The organism is Bacteroides sp. 2_2_4 (assembly GCF_000157055.1).
GTDB classification, from domain to species: Bacteria; Bacteroidota; Bacteroidia; order Bacteroidales; family Bacteroidaceae; genus Bacteroides; species Bacteroides ovatus.
Window position 1 is genome coordinate 568,446 of record NZ_EQ973359.1, and the last position, 21,007, is coordinate 589,452.

Here is a 21,007-nt window from a genome sequence, read left to right on the forward strand (position 1 = left end):
AGGCAACCTATAATGAAAAAGAAGATTTCCTATAACCTAATAGAGTTGAATTGGGAAAAGGAAGTGGCATAAATAATACACTGTCTCTTATATAATAATGTACGCATCCGCACATACACACAATATGTTTCTTTTCTTATAAGTACACGCACGTTTTATAAATTGGAGGTGGTGGTAGTACCTCCTCTCTTTCATAAAATGTGTGTGCGTGTACTTTATATATAAAGAATATATAATATATAGACAGAGAGAAAAAAGCAGAAAAATATCCGTTATCAGGACTTCAATATATATTTTCTTAAAAATTCTTTATTTGGAACCTAAAAAGTACTATATTCGCAGCTTTTTATAAATAATTATTAACCCATAAAAACAAATTAAATTATGGAAAAAGCAAAGTTTTTGTGTTCGAATTTCAAATAACAGGCGAACACGCGCAACAGTTAGATTTATACAATAGAAACGAGTTGTCCGAATCGGTAAAAGCCGGTGAAAGGCTGTTGGAACACCTTAGAAAGCAGAAGAAAGAAGTGTTCCCCAGCGAACGGAATGAATTTCTCGTGCCGATTATCAGATTCTTCGACGACAATCCCTTCCTGACCCAGAAAACTCCTCCTCACATCATCGCCGAAATGGCCATGCAGATGGCAGACTTCCGCAAGGCAAACGCGAAGGACGGGTATCTTTCTGAACACCAACTAAGTAGATGCATTCAAAAGGTACGTCTCATTCTTTACGGAGAATAACACAGCCTCTTTTGCTCCGCTACAATCCGGAGCCTCTTTTCAGGGCGGAAAATGTCTTTCACCGCCCTGAAAAGAAATCATACCTTTGACACCGAAACAGAACTGCTATATCTAAAGTACAAAGTGACACAACACGCTTTTTCCCTTTTCTGCAACAGCTATCTGTTAATAAACAAGTTCTTATCATTCACTAATTTATTATTATTATTATGAATCAATTTTATGTAACCTGTTATCGCGGGTATTCCAAAGTCATCGGTCAGATCGAATTCTGCAAATTCTTCGAACAAATAGGCAGCAATCTTCACCGTCGCAAAATCGAACAAATTGAAATGGCTCTTAACGAGGATAATTTAACAAAAGCGGATAGCATCAAACGCCAATTACCTTTTTATACTCTGACAACCAACTACTCCGAATGTCGCCTCCCCCACAGCTTGTCGGCATACAACGACCTGCCGGTGCTCGACTTCGACGAAATGAGGCAGGAGGACATTCCGCGTCTGCGCCGTCTCGCCGAGGAAGATCCCGCCACGATAGCCTGTGCACTTAGTCCCCGCCGCCACGGTCTGAAACTGCTCGTTTATCTACAAACGGAGGAGGCAATGCGCCTGCGAACGGAGTTGAAGGCCAAAGGCTGTGTGGCGTATGCCGAACTGGAGCAGTATCACAAGCGAATGTTCGAACTGTCATCGCATTACTATTCTGAACTGCTAGATAGCAAAGTAGATCCCAGCGGCAGTGATTTAGGGCGTGGAATGTATGCCACCTATGACCCGGACGTGTTCTTCTCCGGAGAACGGTTGGAGCACGTATCTTCTCTCCAGATTGAAATCAAGGTTCCGACAGCAGAAGAATCATCGCCTAAGAAACGAAAAGAAAATCATCAGAAAGCAGCACTTCCCGTTGCTGAACCACCAAAGGAAGTGGCCGTTTCCACCCCCTCCGGCATCTCGGCTCTCTCCAACATCGATCCTTTGTCGCAACTGGAATACCGCAAAGCGGTGGAATACACGAAACGGAAATTCCGCTTCGAGCCCAACAGCCGCGACAGTTTTATCTACTGTCTGGGCAACCAGTGTTACACACGCCACATCGGCGAAGAAGACGCTGTATGCATGACGCTGCACGACTTTGGCAGCGAACCGGATTTTAACGCGGAGACGCCTCTGCGCAATGCTTACCTCTACACCAACAAGACGGATGCCAACGAGGAGGAACTAAAGAAACCGCTCGTACAGAAAGTGATCGACTTTCTGAAAGAGCACTACGAATTCCGGCGTAACACGATTTTGGACAGGGTGGAATTCCGGCGATTCGCCGGTTCTCAAGCTCCCCTGCCCTTTATGGCAATGCGGGGAAAGGACTTCAATTCCATCTACACGCACTTGCAATTATCGTCTATTTATTGCTCGCTGCCTATGTTGAAAGCGGTAGTCGATTCCAATTTTGCAATCGATTTCGACCCGTTTATCGATTACTTCCTGTCACTGCGTCCCTGGGATGGCAAGACCGATTATATCAAGCAACTCGCTGCCACGGTGACTACCAACGATCCGGACTTCTGGGAAGACAGTCTCCGCCGATGGCTGGTAGGTATGGTGGCTTGTGCGTTGGACGACGAGAAGCAAAATCAGGAAATGTTATTGTTGTATAGCAAGCAGGGAAAAGGAAAAAGTACATTCATCCGTAACCTGCTGCCGGACACGCTGCGCACCTATTACCGCAACGGTATGATTACTCCGGAAAACAAAGACCACATGTTGTTGTTGTCCACCTGCCTCATTATCAATCTCGAAGAGTTTGACGGAGTAAGTTCCAACCGACTGGCCGACTTGAAACGTATCATCACACAAGAAAAGATAACTGAACGCAAGGTGTACGACACGCAATCGCATACGTTTATCCGGCATGCTTCATTCGCGGCAAGCACCAACAATCCGCGCTGCCTGCAGGATATTGGAGAAAACCGACGTATGCTGTTCAACAGCATTAAGAGCATCGATTATCGTCGCCCGGTGAACCATGAGGGGATTTATTCGCAGGCGTTGGCTCTCTATCGCCAGGGATTCCGGTTCTGGTATGAGGGTGACGAGATTAGCAGTCTGAACAGTCGGAATGAGAATTTCCGACAGAAAGAGCCGGTGGAAGAGAATTTGTTCTTCTACTTCCGACCCGGCAAAGCCGGAGATATAGAAGCCAAATGGTATCCTGCTTCACATCTGCTTTCTACCTTGAGTCTGAATGGGCGTATTCAGTCCAACAGTCAGATATTAAAGACGTTAGTCACGGTGCTTGATGAAAACGGGTTCCGTAAACGGACCACTAAAAACAGGGTAACGGAATACTGTGTGGTGGAATATTCGCAGGAGGAACGGGATAAGAATTCTGTGTTGCCACAGGTGGCGGAACAGAAGAATTTGGAGTTGTAAGAGAAGCGGCAGTACTCTTGTAAAATCAGATTATATTATCAGTTTATATTATCAGGCACGGATTACGTGGATTTCACGGTTGCTTTGTGTGTATCGCACTTACCCCCCGTGTAATTCTGCGTAATCCGTGCCTGAATTTATGGTATAATTGAATCAAGAAGACATGCCTAGTAGTATTTTTCAATTCCCCCAAATCCTTTTATCATTTTATTTTCCTTCGTTTTATTGATGAAGTTGTTCAATCGCTTTTCAAATTCTTCGGGCCGTTTTCTGGCAGCTTCAATGTATGCAATTCGGATACGTCTATACGCATCGGAAAATTGTTGGTAATTCTCCCATACTGTTTTATCCTCTTTCAGTTTTCCGATAATATCATTCGGGAAGACAAAAGGGGCTGACAATACTTTTCGTATATTATCTTCCCTATCAGGGTGAATCATATTATGTTCCAGCAACCATTTCAGTCTCTCTTTGTTGGCTTGCGAGTAGGAACTTTTAGGGTTTCTGGGTGTGAAATGCTGGATTTTATGTTCTTTGTCGAGCGCCTTTATGGTGCTGTCGATCCATCCGAAGCAAAGGGCTTCTTCGACAGCGTCGTTGTATGTAACACTTTTTTCGCCCGAAGATTTGGAGGGGAATACAAACCAAACGTCATTGGCGTTTTCAAAGTTGTCTGCCAGCCATTTTCGCCAATCTTCTCTGTTTTCAAAATATTTTATTTCCATAGTGCTAAAAAGAACAGCAACCCATTGTTGAGAATAGGTTGCTGTTAAATTGGTTATTCATCAGACTTCATGTATGGGAGTCAGGGGCTTTTATTCGTCCGGTCACTTATTTGTCTCCGTACATCTTCGCCCGCAATTCCTTAATATGGTCGGAAGTGATATATTCGTCATATTCCATCATCTTGTCGATGATACCGTTCGGTGTCAGTTCGATGATGCGGTTGGCAACGGTCTGAATAAATTCGTGGTCATGAGACGAGAAGAGGATATTTCCTTTGTACGTCTTCAGGTTGTTGTTGAATGCCTGGATAGATTCCAAGTCCAGATGGTTGGTCGGAGTGTCCAGAATGAGGCAGTTGGCATTGCGCAGCTGCATACGGGCAATCATACAACGCATCTTCTCACCTCCGGAGAGTACGCTTACTTTCTTCAATACCTCTTCGCCGGAGAAAAGCATACGGCCGAGGAAGCCTTTCATATATACCTCGTTGCCTTCTCCAAACTGGCTCAACCAGTCTACCAGGTTCAGGTCGGAATTGAAGAAATCAGTGTTATCCAGCGGCAGGTAAGCAGTGGTGATGGTTACCCCCCAGTTGAAAGTACCTGCATCGGGTTTCATGTTTCCGTTGATAATTTCGAAGAAAGCAGTCATCGCGCGCGGATTGCGTGACAGGAATACCACCTTGTCACCTTTCTCTACGTTGAAGTTCACGTCGTTGAAGAGCACTACGCCTTCTTCCGTCTTCTTGCTCAATCCGGAAACTTCCAGAATCTGGTTGCCCGGCTCGCGTTCGGGAGTGAAGATGATGCCCGGATACTTACGTGAAGAAGGTTTGATTTCTTCTACGTTCAGTTTCTCCAACATCTTCTTACGGCTCGTTGTCTGCTTGCTCTTCGCTACGTTCGCGCTGAAACGGCGGATAAACTCTTCGAGTTCTTTCTTCTTCTCTTCAGCCTTCGCCTTCTGGTTCTGTTGCTGACGGAGAGCCAATTGGCTGGATTCGTACCAGAAACTATAGTTACCGGCAAACATATTGATTTTTCCGTAGTCGATGTCTACGGTGTGTGTACATACAGAGTCGAGGAAGTGACGGTCGTGGCTTACCACCAATACGGTATGCTCGAAGTTGGCAAGATATTCTTCCAACCAGGTCACTGTTTCCATATCCAAGTCATTGGTAGGCTCATCGAGCAAGAGGTTGTCCGGATTTCCGTACAATGCCTGCGCCAGCATGACACGTACTTTTTCCTTACCACTCAATTCACCCATCAATACGTAATGCTTATCTTCTTTCACGCCCAGTCCGCTCAATAGCATGGCTGCGTCGCTTTCCGCATTCCATCCGTCCAACTCGGCAAATTTTTCTTCCAATTCGGATACTTTCAGTCCGTCTTCGTCTGTGAAATCTTCTTTTGCATACAATTCTTCGCGTTGCTTCATGATGTCCCACAACACGGTATGTCCCATCATGACGGTATCCATGACGGTATATGAGTCCCACTTGAAGTGGTCCTGACTCAACACCGAGAGACGTTCGCCCGGTCCGAGCGCAATCGTACCTGTTGTCGGGTCCAGATCTCCGTAAATCGTACGAAGAAACGTAGATTTTCCCGCACCGTTCGCACCGATAATACCATAACAATTACCACTCGTAAACTTCAGGTTTACGTCATTAAATAACACTCTTTTACCAAACTGAACCGATACGTTCGAAACTGTAATCATCTTATTATTTACTATTTTACTAGTTACTATTTACTATTTGAGCGTGCAAAGGTAGACATTTAAAATGAATTATGAGCTATCTGATATGTGCCAATCTGACATAAAAGTGTTACCTTTGCTGCGTTTTTTGGCAAAACGGCCAACTTGGCAAAGTTTTTGCAGACGAAATCTGTGACATCCGGTCAGTCCGGTATGTTTATAAGCGGTATCTTGCATAGATAACGTGTGTTTCTAAATAGTAAATAATAAAATAGTAAATACCAAGATGGATCCGAAAGAAAAAAAAGTGAAGGAAGAGGAACTGAATGTGGAGGAAACTCACAATCCTGCGGAAGACCAACCGCAAAACGAACAAGCAGAGGGAACCGCTCCGCTGACTCATGAAGAGGAGTTGGAAAAGGAACTGGAAAAGGCTCAAGAAGCGCTTGAAGAGCAAAAGGATAAATATCTGCGCTTGTCTGCCGAGTTCGACAATTATCGTAAACGCACTTTAAAGGAGAAGGCCGAACTGATCCTGAATGGTGGCGAAAAGAGTCTTGGCAGTATTCTTCCGGTAGTGGACGATTTCGAACGTGCCATCAAGACGATGGAAACGGCAACGGATGTCAATGCCGTAAAAGAAGGGGTGGAACTGATTTACAATAAATTTATGGCTGTTCTGGCTCAAAATGGTGTGAAAGTCATCGAGACGAAAGACCAACCGCTGGATACTGATTTCCATGAAGCCATCGCGGTAATCCCCGCACCGTCGGAAGCACAGAAAGGTAAGATTCTGGATTGTGTGCAGACGGGGTATACACTGAACGACAAAGTGTTGCGCCACGCCAAAGTGGTAGTAGGGGAATAAGGATTCGCAACCCATAAAACTCATAATTTTTAAAGAAGCATGGCAGAAAAAAGAGACTATTACGAAATATTGGAGGTGACGAAGACAGCCACAGTAGAGGAGATTAAGAAAGCGTACCGTAAGAAAGCAATCCAGTATCACCCTGACAAGAATCCGGGGGATAAGGAGGCAGAAGAGAAATTTAAGGAGGCGGCCGAGGCTTATGACGTGTTGAGTAACCCGGAAAAGCGTTCGCGTTACGATCAGTTCGGTCATGCGGGAGTGAGCGGTGCGGCAGGCAATGGCGGTCCGTTCGGTGGTTTCGGTGGCGAGGGGATGTCGATGGATGACATTTTCTCTATGTTTGGCGACATCTTTGGTGGCCGCGGCGGCGGTTTCGGGGGAGGCTTCGGAGGGTTTAGCGGATTTGGCGGTGGCGGTTCACAGCAACGCCGGTATCGCGGCAGTGACCTTCGTGTGAAAGTGAAGCTGACGTTGAAGGAGATCTCTACCGGAGTAGAAAAGAAATTTAAACTCAAAAAATATGTGCCGTGTGACCAGTGTCATGGCACGGGTGCCGAAGGTGACGGCGGTTCGGAGACTTGTCCTACTTGTAAGGGTAGCGGCTCCGTGATCCGTAACCAGCAGACTATTCTGGGCACTATGCAGACTCGCGTCACTTGTTCTACTTGTGGCGGTGAGGGTAAGATTATCAAGAACAAATGTAAGAAGTGTGGTGGCGACGGAATCATTTACGGTGAAGAAGTGGTGTCGGTGAAAATCCCTGCCGGAGTGGCAGAGGGTATGCAGCTTTCTATGGGTGGCAAAGGAAATGCCGGCAAACACAATGGTGTGGCAGGCGACTTGCTGATTCTCGTAGAGGAAGAACCGCATCAGGACTTGATTCGCGACGAGAATGATTTGATTTATAATCTGTTGCTTAGTTTCCCGACTGCTGCTCTGGGCGGAGCTGTGGAAATTCCGACTATCGACGGCAAAGTGAAAGTGAAGATTGATTCGGGTACTCAACCAGGTAAGGTGCTTCGTTTGCGCGGCAAGGGATTGCCGAATGTGAACGGGTACGGAACGGGGGATTTACTCGTCAACATCAGTATCTATGTGCCGGAAGCGCTCAATAAAGAGGAAAAGAGCACACTCGAAAAGATGGAGGCTTCGGACAACTTCAAACCTAACACGTCGGTGAAGGAGAAGATTTTCAAGAAGTTCAAGAGTTTCTTCGATTAATTTTTTGCTATAATATATAAGGTATAAGTGAGCTGCAATCTTTTTTGTGGCTCACTTCTGTTTTTAGGGCTTGTCCTTTTAAAAAAAAGACATATATTTGTGTAGCAAATAAATAGATACTAAATATAGACTTCAAGTATGGCAGAACCTTTTAAGAATATGTACAACAAGCAATTTTTCGATCTGTTTACGAAAGATTTGAGACTTGTTATCGATGATTTTGATGCTCACGGTTTTGTTTCTCAAATAATGGATGATGAATGGGAAGGCAGGGAACTAAAACAGCGCTGGATACATATCACTAGCATTCTGAAAAAGTTTTTGCCGGCAGATTACAAAGAGGCGATCGCTAAGATTCTTGAGTTGTTGGATCATGTAAAAAGTACGCGGCCTGATTTTTCGGTGATAGACGATACGAAGTTTGGATTGATGCTGGAGTATGGGGTGATTCTGAATAATTATGTCGAGCAATATGGGTTGGATGATTATGAAACGTCTGTCAAGGCGATAGAGAAAATCACACAGTTCACAAGTTGCGAATTTGTGACTCATCCTTTTATAATAAAATATCCGGATGAAATGATGAAGCAGATGTTGGTTTGGTCGAAACATGAGCATTGGGGAGTCAGGCGGCTTTCGTCAGAAGGTTGCCGTCCGCGTTTGCCTTGGGCGATGGCTTTGCCGAATCTGAAGAAAGACCCGACACCTATTATTCCTATTTTAGAGAATCTTAAAAATGATCCGGCAAGATTTGTACGGTTGAGCGTTGCCAATAATTTGAATGATATTGCGAAAGATAATCCGGAAATTGTCATTGATTTGGCAAAGAAATGGAAGGGGGAATCTAAAGAGGTAGACTGGATTATTAAACACGGTTGCCGGACGCTCTTAAAACAAGGGATTCCAGAGGTGATGGAGTTGTTTGGCTTTGATTCTATCAGAAATAATATTAGTATGGAGGATTTTCAGATTTCAAGTCTTAAGGTTAAAGTCGGTGATTCGTTGGAGTTTGGTTTTAACTTGTTGAATCATAGCAATAAGACAATCAAAATACGGCTTGAATATGGTATTTATTACCAAAAAGCAAATGGAACGCTGACGAAGAAAGTTCATAAAATCAGCGAAAAAGAATATACCGGGAATTCTACCACACGAATAACGCGAAAGCACTCTTTCCGCGTGGTTACGACGAGAAAATTCCATCTCGGGCTTCATCAAATTGCTATAATAATCAATGGGAGTGAATTTGAAAAATATGATTTCGTTTTGATTGAGTAATTCGATTGCTGCAACAAATAATATAAATCCTCGATTCTCCGGATGAAAATCGAGGATTTTTTATTTTGATTACTACTATCTTCTTCCTAATACCCCGGATTCTGTTTCAACCTCTCATTCATCACCCGTATTTTCTCCGGTATAGGGAATACAGTTGTATATCCACTTGCCTCATCCGGTAGTTGCGGACGGCTGCTGTAAGCTCTTGTAAACTTCCCGAAGCGGACTAAGTCCTGTCGTCTCCATCCTTCCCAAGCCAGTTCCAGCTGACGTTCGGCAAGGATATTCTCTAAAGTGGCAGTGCGGGGAGAAGCGTTGACACGGCTACGAACTTCATTGAGTTCTTCATCTCCGTTTGCTCCGTTCCGGACTTTCGCTTCACTCTTCATCAACAAAGCGTCTGCATAGCGGAACAATACAATGTCATTCTCCATCAACTTACCGTCTTTTGTGGCAGTCGGGTCGACTTCATACTTTTTCATGCGGGCTCCTGCGGTTTGTTCGTATGGGGTATCTGTTATATCCAGAGATACTTTCCAGGGCAGATATTCCAGTACCGTTCCATTATCCAGTTTGATTATGTTTCCTTTCAGGTCGTGGACAATTCCTGCAAAATAGCAAATATCAAAACGGGGATCTTGTTCCGCGGTTTCATAACCGAAAGCTTCGAGGGCTTCAATGGTGGCGCTGGGACCGTTCTCACCGCTTAGTCCGTAAGCCTTGGCGTGATTATAGTGGCGGGAACGGAAGAGATATTGCATCTGGTTGGTGTACAGAGTTTTGTTCATCGGGATAGTGAAGACATTCTCTACGGACGGTTCGTTGAATATAGAGAAATTCGTTTCGTATTCCGGTTCCAGTTTGTAGCCCATAGTCTTGAGTTGGTCACAATAGTAGATAACTGTTTCCCAGGCATTTAGTTCGCTGCCGTTCACTGTGAACTTTATATTTTTTCCATCCGGGCGTTGTCCGTCCGTCCAATCATTGTCTGTATAAACTTCGGAGTTCAAAGCCAGTTTGGCCAGTAGGAAAGTTACCACGGGGCGAGTGATACGGCCATAGTAAGGGCCGGACTGGTTGCTATGTGCATCGCTCAACAAAGGAGCCGCCTCTTGCAATTCCTTGACAACAAAGTCAAAGACCGTTTTTCGTTCACTTTGCACTACATCTTTCATTGCTACGGAAGAGGATTGAACTAGCGGGATGCGTCCGAACAAATCCATCAGGTAATAATAATACATAGCCCGCATGGCACGTACTTCGGCACGGTATGCCGGCAGTTCCGTAGCGGAATGAGTTTCGGCGAATTTGTCTATCCGTTCCAGTGATTTGTTACTTAACATGACGACTTTATAGAGATATTCCCATGTAGCCTGAATGGCATCATTCTCTATTCCCCAATCGTGCAGGTAAAGTCCTTGCCAAAAACCACCGTCATACCAGTCACCTCCACGGGTGGGGATAATGGCTTCGTCGGAGGTAAAGGTGTTCAGGTCGTAGACTCCCCTACCCGTTCCCTGCAATCCCTGACTATCACTATAACCGCCTACGTATGTATAAAGCGAAGCTACTGCATTGAGATATACTTCCGAGATTGTATTGTAAACGTCATCTTCGGGTAACTTATCTTTCGGATTTTCCTCCAAAAACTTACTACATGAGAATAAACCCAGGCACGTTATAAGAAGGAATACCAGCACTCCCGAAGGACGTAAGATCTTCTTTGAAAACAGTTCCGCTATCCTTGAAAGCAGTTCTTCTTTCTGCAAAAAAAGACTTTTATTTTTCATATATTGTTTCATCATCTCCTCCTCCATTAAAAGTTAATACTCAATCCCAGTGTGTACGTCCGCGCCAACGGATATCCCCGTTTATCATCCACGCCTAAAGTGGAGTTCACTGTTGAACTGTTAATCATGGGTGAAAGTCCCGAATAACCGGAAATGGTTGCCAGGTTGTTGACTGTAAATGCCAGACGCAGGGAGCGGACATATTTCTTCAGTTTCTGCACTTTCTCAATCGGCACGTTCCAACCCAGCGTCACATAGTCGAAGTTGACATAATCTCCCTTTTCCAACCAATAGTCGGTGGCGGTTTGATCCTTGATGTTCTGTTTCGGGGCTTTCTTCATTACGTTATAGTCGGGAAATATATTCATGTTCATATAGGTCAGGGAGGTTCCGTTGTAAATTTTATGTCCGAAAGCTCCGTTAACCTGCAAAGACAGGTCGAAACGCTTGTAGCGGAAACTGATGTTGGAGCCAAGAATCGTTTTAGGTACGGCTTGTCCTGCCACGTAGCGGTCTTCACCATCTTCAAGGCTGACACCTCCGCCATTCAGATCGGCGATGCCATAGGTGTATCCGCCGTTTCCGTCGGATTCCAGTCCCGTACTGTGGGGAAGATAGAACACGCCCAACGGTTGACCCACCATCTGATATACGATGTGGTTGTATCCTCCATGAAAGCCGGCTCCGTCGAGGCCAGCAAGACTTTTATATTCGGGAGCAGAAAGCATTTCGCCGTTGTACATACCGCTTAATGAGAGCAGTTTGTTGCGCTGGAAAGTGATATTGGCATTGATATTCAGTTCCATATCCTTGGTCTTCAAGGGGGTGATGCCGATGGCGATTTCCGTACCCCAGTTGCGCATGGAACCGATGTTGGCAAGCAAGGTGTTATAGGTGAAAGGCGGTACGCTTACGTTGTAAAGGTAAAGCATGTCTGTGGTTCGGGAGTTGTAATAGTTGGCGGAAAGCAGCAGGCGGTTGCCGAAAAGAGCTACGTCGATACCGGTATTAAAGGTATGTTTCACTTCCCATTTCAGGTCGGGATTCGTGTTCCGTAAGTCTCCTAAAGATACGACGGCGGAGTTTCCGACGGGGACTACACCGTTCGGCTTTACAAGGTTCAATGTAGTGTATGAGTCAATCCCACTCTGATTACCTGCCAGACCGTAGCCAATACGGAATTTCAGATTATCCACCATCGGCAACTGCTTCATAAATTCTTCTTCACTAATCACCCATGCGGCAGATGCGGAGGGGAAGAATCCCCATTTGTGGTTCGCCCCGAATTTGGAGGAAGCATCTGTACGGGCGTTCAGCGTCAGTACGTAGCGGTCGGCGTATGTATAGTTGAAACGTCCCATGAAGGATGCCAGACGGGGTTGGTCGTAGTAAGAATTAGTGCCTTCCCACAAACGGAGTGCGCCTGCCTGAAGATTATTATACCCGAATTTGTCGGTGCTGAAATTGCTTACTGTTGTATAATATCCCGTGTAGGTTTCTTTTTGAAGTTCGGCAAGTGCCAACACGTCAAAGAAATGTTTTTTCCAGTTTTTCTTATAGGTCAGCATCATGTTGCCCAGCAAGGATTCTCGCTTTTTGGTTCCTTTGTAAGCCTGGCCGTTCGCCCAGACGGAGGTGGGGAGGTATTGCGAATTTTCCACGATATTATAGGTATAGGCACCGAAGAGGTTAAGTTTCAGCCCTTCCAGTAGATTGAAAGTCAGACGGGCATGCGTGCTGATGTGCGAAGTGGCATCATCGTCCTGCACTTCCATCCATGCCAATGGATTGGTGATTTGACTGGCGGTCGTTATTCCATCCCAAGAATTGGTGACGGGGTCTTTATGGTTGGGATAGGTGGGGTTGAATGTGGCTGCCGAATAGAACGTTTTCTGATAATCCACCAGATTATGATTCTTCTGAATGGAACCGAACATTCCCAGCTCGCAGTTCAGGAAGCCGTCGAACATTTTCTGATTCATGTTCATATTCGAAGTGAAGTTTTTCATGTCTTCATTCAGAATCACTCCCTGACGATCCATGAAACCAAGAGAAACGCGATAGCTGGACTCACTGGAACCGCCATAAAAGGCGATGTGATGGTTTTGTTGTAGTCCTGTCTGTTCAATCTCTTTCTGAAAATCGGTGTTATTTCCTTTATCCAGAATGGAAATCCCGCGTTCCGAGGCGACACGGCGGTACTCATCGCCGGACAGCATTTTCAGATTCTTGTAGACGGTGGAAATTCCGAAGCTACCGTTGTAGGCTACCTGTGTTCTGCCGCTCATTCCTTTTTTAGTGGTGACCTCGATCACACCGGAAGCTCCTCGTGAACCGTATTGTGCGGTTTCGGAAGCGTCTTTCAGAATGGTGAAGCTCTCAATATCCGTAGGGTAAATGGAGGTGAGCATACTCAAGTCACCAAATACTCCGTCGACGATTATCAAAGGGTCATTGCCACTGGTCAGTGAGGTAGTTCCCCGCAGGCGTACTGCATCCAAGGCTGCCGGACCATTTGACCCGCGTTGGATAGTCAAGCCCGGCACACGTCCGCGGATTGCTTCCAAAGGGTTCGTTATCTGGTCTTTATTCATCTGTGTCTCCGTAATCTTCTCTACGGAACCGGAGAGGGTTTTCAAACTTCCGGTGGCATATCCAACAGTTATCAATGAGTCTATGGGCGTGACGGGAATCTTCTGCGCCAAGGTGCTCTCGCACGGGATTACCAGAAGAAGAAGGGTGTAGAAAATGAGTCTAGCGTGTTGTACCATATTCTTAGTTTTTAAGGTAATAATACAAATATACAAAAACTCGCCCGATTATGGATGGATTCAGGAAAAATAATGTAAACTATTGGGTTTTCAGGGAGATACGCAGCATTATTCCGCATTTGTAAACGTGTGCTTTGAAGCTGTTTTTTGAATAGTTAAGCGGAAAAATTGCTACCTATCCGTTGCCCATTCCAGTTGTATGGAGTTGTTTGAAAATCCTTTTTGCTCCGACCATAAAGAACGCAGTTTTATCATTTTGGCTTAGCGAAGGTACTTATTTTTTTTGAGATATGAAAAATATAGGTTCCGGAAGTCAATGGTGATAGCTTTGTCTATGTTTGACGATATTTTACATGCCGATGATTAACTCTGTCTCCGTTAATTTTGCAAACAATGGAACAGATTATGAATCAAACAGATGTAAAGGTTTCGTTCTACCTTAAAAAGAGCGAGACGGATGCCAAGGGAAATTGTCCCGTAATGGCACGGCTTATTGTCGGCAAGTACTCTGAAACAGCATTCAGTGTTAAGCTTCGTGTGCCACAGTCTTTGTGGTTATCTGGACGTGCCTGTGGGAAAAGCGCTGCGGCCCGAGACATAAATAACAGGCTGGATGAAATACGTGCAGCTGCTTTCAGTATCTATGCGGAACAATCCGCAAACCGTGAAGTTGTTACTGCAGAAGAAGTAAAACACCAGCTTTTGGGAATGGCTTCGGAACAGGAAACCTTGTTAAGCTATTTCAGGCTTTTCATGAGAAATTTCGAGAAACGTGTTGGGATTAACCGGACGGAAAGCAGCTTGAACGGTTATCGAAATTCCTATGATCATCTGGTTCGTTTCTTACAGTCACAATACAAGTTGTCAGACATTCCTTTTGCAGCATTAGACCGTTCTTTCATTGAAAAATTCGATTTGCATTTGCGTACGGAATGTCATTTGGCTCCAGGAACGATTGTAAATCTTACTGTAAGGCTGAAAACAATTGTCGGAGAAGCGATTGCGGACGGTATCATTACAGCGTTTCCTTTTGTGGGTTATGAACCGACGCATCCGCAACCGGAACAAAAATATCTTACAACAGAGGAATTGAACAGAATCATGACCACCCCTTTGCATAGTCGCACCCTTTATCATGTACGGGATTTGTTTTTGTTTTCCTGCTATACTGGTATTCCTTATAGCGATATGTGTATGCTGACAAATGAGAATCTTTCCCTTGCTGAAGATGGCATTTGGTGGATTAGGAGTTCACGCAAGAAAACCGGTGTAGATTTTGAAATACCGCTTATGGAATTGCCGCTTCATATCATTGAAAAGTACCGGGATGTGGCTCCTGAGGGAAAGCTTCTTCCTATGTATTCCAACAGTTCGTTGAACCATTATTTGAAACAGATAGCCGTACTCTGTGGCATAGAACGCAAGCTGGTCTTCCACACTGCCCGTCATACCTATGCGACCGAAATCACCCTTTCCCATGGTGTACCACTTGAAACGGTCAGCAAGATGTTGGGACACAGCAGAATTGGTACTACACAGCTTTATGCAAAGGTTACAGACAATAAGATAGATACAGATACAAAAGCATTGGATAAAAAAATTGCTGAGAGGTTTTCTGTAGTTATTTGATAATGGCAAAAAATAGGATTATGAAAAGAAATACTGATAATATGGAAATCAAACGTCGCAGTACATTTGCGATATTGTTTTATATAAACCGTACCAAAATCCGTAAAGACGGAACATGTCAGCTGCTGTGCAAGATAAGCATAGATGCCAAATGGGAACAGATAGGAACGAAAGTGTCTGTCAATCCTGCCGTTTGGAATCCGGAAAAGGGACGGGCTGACGGCCGCAGTGAGAATGCTATTACCGTCAACCGGGCCATTGATGATCTGACAAAAGAAATCAAGGAGCATTATAGGCGGATTAAGAACAGTCTGGGATTTATTACGGCAGAGCAGGTAAAGAATGCTGTGATGGGAGTCGGTCAGAAACCGCTAACTCTGCTGGCTCTTTTCAGAGAGCATAACGAGGAGTTCAAGAAGCGTATCGGGGTGGATCGGATAAAGGAAAGTTATGATTCCTACTTGCGCTCATATAAGCACCTTTCTGCTTTTGTGCAGGAAAAACGTGGTATAGAGGATGTTCTTTTACGGAATCTTGATCGTGTTTTTTATGATGACTTTGAACTGTTTCTCAGGACGAACAGGAACTTAAGTCCGAAGACAGTACATGAACACCTTTATAGACTGAAGAAGATGACTATGAGGGCTGTCAGTCAGGGAACAATACGCCGCGATCCTTACTGTCGTCTTCATCCGGAATTACCCAAACGGAAAAGTCGTCATCTGAAATTGGAAGATCTGAAGACACTGCTTACAACCCCGGTCGAGAAGCCACAGCTTCAGTTTGTCCGAGACATGTTCATTTTCTCCACCTTTACCGGACTTGCCTATGCAGATTTGAAAAGACTGACTGTTAATGATATTATACAATCTGAGGATGGTTCGTGGTGGATTCATATCCAACGTCAGAAAACAGGGACATTGTCTTCTGTACGGCTGTTGGATATTCCGTTGAAGATAATTGAAAAGTATCGGGAACAGCGTCATGATGACAAGGTTTTCAATTTATACAAGCGTGAGTATTTCATTATGCTTACCCGTAAGTTAGGTGAGGTATACGGTTTTGAACTCACATTCCATAAGGCGCGACACAATTTCGGAACTCATATAACTCTTTCAATGGGCATTCCAATTGAAACGGTCGGTAAAATGATGGGCCATATGCGAATTGAAACTACGCAGCTTTATGCTAAAGTCACCGACAAGAAAGTAGATGAAGACATGAAACGTCTGAAGGCAGCTGGTCTAAGCCAAACATCCGGCTTATATGAGGAGGATATTATAGTAAGGAAACAGAGACGAAAATCCCAAAGCCAGCTATCAGAAAATAAAGAAACGACCTTGTAACGAGGCCGTTTCTTTTGCATTGTTTCATACCCATCGCTGTTCTTCCCTGCATCTTTTATATGCGTCGTCAAGAACTTTCTGTATGTCTGACTCTTTGTAAAGGGCTTTTCCCTGCACAAGGTAGTAAGGTATCACACCGAGGGTCCGGTATTCCTGCAAGGTACGCCGGCTTACTTTCAACAGCTTTGAAAGTTCCTCGTCCGTGAGGAAATAATCACTGTGGAATGCGGGTCTCGGAGCCGTCCTTATTGCGTCTATCATACGCTCCATGTTTTCCAGCCCTTTGAAAATAGTATCAATCCGCTGGTCCTTTCTGTCTATAAGATCGTAACTCATGGCTTTCTTTTTTGTGGGTGATAACTTGATTCCAACATGTTTTGCACATCTTCCGGCTTGTAGAAGAACTTGTTCTTGACCCGGGTGAAAGGCAACAGCCCTTTCTCACGATATACCTGAAGCGTTCTCTTTGATATGCGGAGAATCCCGCATACCTCCTGATTGTCCATCCATTTTTTCAGTCCTGCATCTTTGGCCGGATTGCATATACCAGTGACTTTTTTCTCTATCATGCTGAATCGGACAACCAGTTCGTCAAATGTCCGTTTGTCTATACATATAATTTCCATACTGCCGTTTTGTTAGAATTGAATACCGAGTTCCTTTTTAATTTTTGCCGGAAGTACCTTTCCTTTCCTGCTCAGGAAGTCCTGGACTTCCGAAGCCTTGTAATAGGTACGTCCGTCAATCATGTAGTAGGTGACGAGTTTCTTCTGGCGGTAGCGTGCAAGTGTACGCTTGGTAACACCAAGGAGCTCGCACATATCCTGGTTGTCAAGCAGCTTGTCACCCTCAAGAGCGGCCGTCTGCCTGTTCATGCGGTTCAGCCTGTCATCTATCCTGTCAAACCGTTCCATTATCTGATGGAGCATCATCTGGAATGTCTCCCTGTTTATCTGTATCATAATGAATTCTGTTTTTAGTGTAATAATTCCATTTTTTACACCGTGTTGCGCAACAGGTTTCATTATGATATAGGCCAAAACATAGACCAACGGAACATATCGCCACATAAAAGCATGACAAGTCATTGAGTAATAGGAAAATAAAAAATCAGCCCCATAAAAATGAGACTGATGGAAGTATTGCAAATGCAATATGTTGCAATGCCTTATTGCAATGTCTTGCAATAAACCAGGCGACAAATTCCGTTTTTGAATGTTTTGGATTTTACGGTTTTCCACTCTCCACGTGGCAGATGTTTTGAGACGGATTTATGGTTCGGACGAGTGGAAGGAAACAGGAAAATGATCATTTCATCTATGAGATGATAAACTGAGAGACCACGCAAAAGTTCTATGCTTTCTTCGTCATGTATCTCGGCTTGATAAAGGATGGATGGGTCTGACATGTCTTTCTCGCACATGAAATCCACAAGCGGATAACCCGGATAGAGCCGGCGGGTACATTTGTCGCGCCCGTATGAGAATCCGTCCTTGTCGTCTCTCATCCATTGTAATAAGGGGTCGTCTTCCGCCGGAATGGAACCGTCTAATGTCATTGCTATCAGAACCTGTAACTTGGCCATACCTTTTTTCCTCTAAATGAAAAGCGTGAAACTCACGCACTATCAGGTAGAGGCTCTGGTAAGCCCATTGTAGAATCATGCATGAGCTCACGCTATAGGACATAGCATAAGCTACACGCAAAAGCCTCTACAATATCAATTTACCAGATTTCTACCTGAGACGTCTTGCGACTTATGTTGTAATGTTCGGCAAGGCTTAAAGCAATGCCGATATTTTCTCCTTATGTTGTGACTGTCATTCCTATATTACAAAGATTTCCAATCATATGCAAATGTAGGCATTTTATTCCAAACAGAAATATGGAATGACGGTTATTTGTCATTCAATCCATATTTTTTCATTTTCCGATATAGTGTGGACGGATCAATATGCAGTATGCCTGCTGCTTGTTTGCGACTCCCATGGCTGGTTTTCAATGCCTGTATTATCGAGTGTTTCTCTTCCGCATCGTTTTCAGGAAAAAGATTGATTTCCTCGGTCGCCGCTTCCTGTTTGATATTCAGGTCGGCGGTTTCAATGAGCGGCTGTTTAGCCATAAGTACCGCCCTTCTTATCCTGTTATGCAGTTCCCGTACGTTCCCAGGCCAGCGGTAAGAGAGAAGCAATTGTTCCGCTTCAGAACTGAAGCCTTCTGTCGGTCTTTTCAGTTCTCCGGAAAACTTTTTTCTGAAATGATGAGCCAAAGACAGAATGTCATCGGGGCATTCATGCAAGGAAGGCAGGACAATCTCAAATTCGCATAGCCGGTGGTATAGGTCTTCCCTGAACCGTTTTTCTTGTATTGCAAGTTGGAGATCTTCATTGGTGGCGGCTACAATTCTTACATTAGCCCGCTTTTCTTTGTTACCACCTATTGGGATGTATGTGCCTTCTTGCAAAACCCGCAGCAGCATGGCTTGGACGTCCAGGGACAAGATCCCTATTTCATCCAGAAAGAGTGTTCCGCCTTTTGCCACTTCAAAATATCCGTCCTTGTTGGCGTCGGCACCGGTAAATGTTCCCTTTATGTGCCCGAAAAAGAGGGAGGGTGCAAGCTCCTTGGGTATGACTCCACAATTCACGGCGACAAACGGCATATCCTTCCGCTCTCCTATATAGTGGATACGCTGTGCAACCGATTCTTTTCCGGCACCGTTAGGACCAAGTATAAGCACAGAAATGTCAAATGGGGCGACTGTACTGACCAGATGTTCGACCTCCTGCATCTGAAGGCTGTTTCTGGGGAGCAAATCCTTGTTTTTGTCGCATATCACAGATTTGGGACGGAAAATATCTTTCAGTTGTCTTTGCAATTCGTCCATCTGTACCGGTTTTGCCAGATAGTCTTTGGCTCCCAGTTTTATGGCTTGTACAGCATCCGGTACTGAGGCATATCCGGTCATGATAATGAAAGGGATATCCATCCGTTCCTTCCGCATCCATTCGAGCAAAGATATACCGTCCCCTTCCGGCAGGCGTACGTCGGACAGCACAAGGTCGAAACTTTCTTTCTTGAGCAGTTTTCGTGCCCCAGGTTCATCTATTGTTATCTCTGCTTCATAACCGGATTTTTCCAACCTTTTTTTCTGTTGCCCGGCAAGCATGATGTTGTCTTCAACTATCAGTATTCTGTATTTCATTCATGTTTTCATTTAATTATGTCCGTCCATTTACGATAATCGGCTTTTTGTCTCAGATATCAGCCGGTCTATTCTTCTGACAATTCTTTCCACATCATTGCGGAATGCTGACTCATCCGTATCTTCCACATACTCTTCATAGCTGTACGATTCCAGCTCATGGGCTATTCCCAATTGCTCCCACATCGGGTACATCCTGTGCAGAGTTTCCCATATCCGCTTCCGGTCGAGCTTTTCCTGACTCAAAGAATCCAGCAAGTCAGAACTGTTCCTATTGGATTCCTCTATAAGAGTCTCCAAAGTCCAGCGTTCGTCTCCTGTAGTGACATACAGAGCCTCGAAATCTGGAGAATGATTATCCATTGTTCTGTCCTGTCCAATGAGTGACGAGAGAAATTCGAGCAGGTCCCTTGTATAGAACGGTTTGTGGATACAGCCGGCAAATCCGGCTTGAATATAGCGGTCTGCATCGCCGTCGTTACGGGCGGTCATTGCAGCTATGGGAATTGTCCGTGAATTTCCTATGTTGGAAAGGCGTAGCAGATGCAACAGGTCAAAACCTCCCGTACCACGCATCTGTATATCGGTCAGCAATAGGTCGTATTCTCCGGTTCTCAATGCCTTGACCACTTCCTGTGCATTGGTACAGGCTCGGCATGAGATACCGTTCCGTTCCATCATTTCAACTGTGTTGCGCAATTGTATCGGATCGTCATCGACTACAAGAACCCGCCGAGGAAGTCTGAGGTTTCCCGTATAAGTTTCTGGCTTGTCTCTTGCAGGCTCATTGGTCTGCCTAAGCGGAATTTCCACCTTGAATTCGCTGCCTTTACCGATCTGGCTCGAAACAGAGAGTCTTCCTCCGAACAGGTTCACCAGCCCTTTCGTAATGGAAAGTCCCAGTCCGAAGCCTTCTGAATCCAAATCAGGAGCAGCCCGTTCAAAGGGCTGAAAAATGCGTTGTGTTGTGTTCTCGCCCATTCCTATCCCCGTATCTTTGACCTTTACTGAAAGAGTATCTTCTTCATAACTTGCCAGAAATTTGATATAACCTGTACGGGTGAATTTTACAGCATTCTCCAGAATGTTGACCACTATCTGCCTTATGCGGTCTGCATCGCCAAGGACGGTGATGCCGCACCCCATAAAAGCCTTGTCAAACATCAATCCTTTGTCGTTCGCCTTGCGTGTGTATTCTTCAGCGATACTTTCCAGAAAGGATTCAAGATGGAAAGGAATTTCGTTCAGGGTTTCTTTAGCATCGTCCAGACGGGAGAGGTCAAGCAGG

The 21,007-nt window shown here is 44.8% G+C and carries 17 protein-coding genes; 7 read left to right on the plus strand and 10 right to left on the minus strand.

Features of this window, described 5'->3' with window-relative positions; all coding sequences use genetic code 11:
* Positions 1 to 404 precede the first annotated feature (404 nt).
* Together BSCG_RS14595 and BSCG_RS14590 are read left to right on the plus strand one after the other, a co-directional pair.
* Positions 405 to 746 carry a hypothetical protein gene (locus BSCG_RS14595; RefSeq protein ID WP_008775976.1) on the plus strand — a complete coding sequence of 114 codons (342 nt, stop codon included), beginning with the start codon at positions 405 to 407 and terminating at the stop codon, positions 744 to 746.
* A 209-nt stretch (positions 747 to 955) separates the two neighbouring features.
* On the plus strand, positions 956 to 3,178 hold the full coding sequence (locus BSCG_RS14590; protein ID WP_008775978.1) for a VapE domain-containing protein: 2,223 nt from the start codon (positions 956 to 958) through the stop codon (positions 3,176 to 3,178).
* 167 nt (positions 3,179 to 3,345) lie between these two features.
* Here the strand turns inward: BSCG_RS14590 and BSCG_RS14585 are convergent, their stop codons facing one another.
* Together BSCG_RS14585 and BSCG_RS14580 are read right to left on the minus strand one after the other, a co-directional pair.
* The gene (locus BSCG_RS14585) at positions 3,346 to 3,903 is read right to left on the minus strand and encodes a YdeI/OmpD-associated family protein (RefSeq protein WP_004297886.1); all 558 of its coding nucleotides are present in this window, start codon (positions 3,901 to 3,903) and stop codon (positions 3,346 to 3,348) included.
* Positions 3,904 to 4,009: 106 nt separating this feature from the next.
* The gene (locus BSCG_RS14580; protein ID WP_004297887.1) at positions 4,010 to 5,629 is read right to left on the minus strand and encodes an ABC-F family ATP-binding cassette domain-containing protein; all 1,620 of its coding nucleotides are present in this window, start codon (positions 5,627 to 5,629) and stop codon (positions 4,010 to 4,012) included.
* 265 nt (positions 5,630 to 5,894) lie between these two features.
* On the opposite strand from BSCG_RS14580, the gene BSCG_RS14575 reads away from it, so the two are divergent.
* The 3 genes from BSCG_RS14575 to BSCG_RS14565 all read left to right on the plus strand — a co-directional run bounded on the left by BSCG_RS14575 (position 5,895) and on the right by BSCG_RS14565 (position 8,978).
* Positions 5,895 to 6,476, plus strand: a complete 582-nt coding sequence (locus BSCG_RS14575; protein ID WP_004297892.1) for a nucleotide exchange factor GrpE — start codon at positions 5,895 to 5,897, stop codon at positions 6,474 to 6,476.
* A gap of 39 nt (positions 6,477 to 6,515) precedes the next feature.
* Positions 6,516 to 7,700, plus strand: coding sequence for a molecular chaperone DnaJ (gene dnaJ, locus BSCG_RS14570; RefSeq protein ID WP_004307195.1), 1,185 nt, complete (start codon positions 6,516 to 6,518; stop codon positions 7,698 to 7,700).
* A gap of 138 nt (positions 7,701 to 7,838) precedes the next feature.
* Positions 7,839 to 8,978 carry a DNA alkylation repair protein gene (locus BSCG_RS14565; RefSeq protein WP_004308801.1) on the plus strand — a complete coding sequence of 380 codons (1,140 nt, stop codon included), beginning with the start codon at positions 7,839 to 7,841 and terminating at the stop codon, positions 8,976 to 8,978.
* 86 nt (positions 8,979 to 9,064) lie between these two features.
* Here the strand turns inward: BSCG_RS14565 and BSCG_RS14560 are convergent, their stop codons facing one another.
* Together BSCG_RS14560 and BSCG_RS14555 are read right to left on the minus strand one after the other, a co-directional pair.
* Positions 9,065 to 10,783: a RagB/SusD family nutrient uptake outer membrane protein gene (locus tag BSCG_RS14560; RefSeq protein WP_004308802.1), complete on the minus strand. Its 1,719-nt coding sequence runs from the start codon at positions 10,781 to 10,783 to the stop codon at positions 9,065 to 9,067.
* Between the two features lie 11 nt (positions 10,784 to 10,794).
* A complete protein-coding gene (locus BSCG_RS14555) occupies positions 10,795 to 13,539 on the minus strand; it encodes a SusC/RagA family TonB-linked outer membrane protein (protein ID WP_008775980.1) in 2,745 nt (914 codons plus the stop codon).
* A gap of 405 nt (positions 13,540 to 13,944) precedes the next feature.
* Here BSCG_RS14555 and BSCG_RS14550 point away from each other — a divergent pair, with 405 nt between their 5' ends.
* Together BSCG_RS14550 and BSCG_RS14545 are read left to right on the plus strand one after the other, a co-directional pair.
* Positions 13,945 to 15,168 carry a site-specific integrase gene (locus BSCG_RS14550; protein WP_032849512.1) on the plus strand — a complete coding sequence of 408 codons (1,224 nt, stop codon included), beginning with the start codon at positions 13,945 to 13,947 and terminating at the stop codon, positions 15,166 to 15,168.
* Positions 15,169 to 15,188: 20 nt separating this feature from the next.
* Entirely contained in the window at positions 15,189 to 16,514 is a 1,326-nt protein-coding gene (locus tag BSCG_RS14545) for a site-specific integrase (protein WP_004311809.1), read from the plus strand.
* 24 nt (positions 16,515 to 16,538) lie between these two features.
* Here BSCG_RS14545 and BSCG_RS14540 read toward each other — a convergent pair whose 3' ends face one another.
* The 6 genes from BSCG_RS14540 to BSCG_RS0127480 form a co-directional block, all read right to left on the minus strand.
* Positions 16,539 to 16,850 carry a helix-turn-helix domain-containing protein gene (locus BSCG_RS14540; RefSeq protein ID WP_004311808.1) on the minus strand — a complete coding sequence of 104 codons (312 nt, stop codon included), beginning with the start codon at positions 16,848 to 16,850 and terminating at the stop codon, positions 16,539 to 16,541.
* Entirely contained in the window at positions 16,847 to 17,140 is a 294-nt protein-coding gene (locus BSCG_RS14535; RefSeq protein WP_004311807.1) for a helix-turn-helix domain-containing protein, read from the minus strand. The genes BSCG_RS14540 and BSCG_RS14535 overlap by 4 nt, the downstream gene beginning before the upstream one ends.
* Before the next feature lie 12 nt (positions 17,141 to 17,152).
* Positions 17,153 to 17,476 carry a helix-turn-helix domain-containing protein gene (locus tag BSCG_RS14530; RefSeq protein ID WP_004311806.1) on the minus strand — a complete coding sequence of 108 codons (324 nt, stop codon included), beginning with the start codon at positions 17,474 to 17,476 and terminating at the stop codon, positions 17,153 to 17,155.
* Between the two features lie 206 nt (positions 17,477 to 17,682).
* Positions 17,683 to 18,099: a hypothetical protein gene (locus BSCG_RS14525; RefSeq protein WP_004311805.1), complete on the minus strand. Its 417-nt coding sequence runs from the start codon at positions 18,097 to 18,099 to the stop codon at positions 17,683 to 17,685.
* A 312-nt stretch (positions 18,100 to 18,411) separates the two neighbouring features.
* Complete coding sequence (locus BSCG_RS14520; RefSeq protein WP_008765500.1) at positions 18,412 to 19,719, minus strand: sigma-54-dependent transcriptional regulator; 1,308 nt, start codon at positions 19,717 to 19,719, stop codon at positions 18,412 to 18,414.
* A 30-nt stretch (positions 19,720 to 19,749) separates the two neighbouring features.
* Positions 19,750 to 21,007 (minus strand): hybrid sensor histidine kinase/response regulator (locus BSCG_RS0127480; RefSeq protein WP_032849500.1); only part of this gene is annotated, 1,258 nt, incomplete at its 5' end.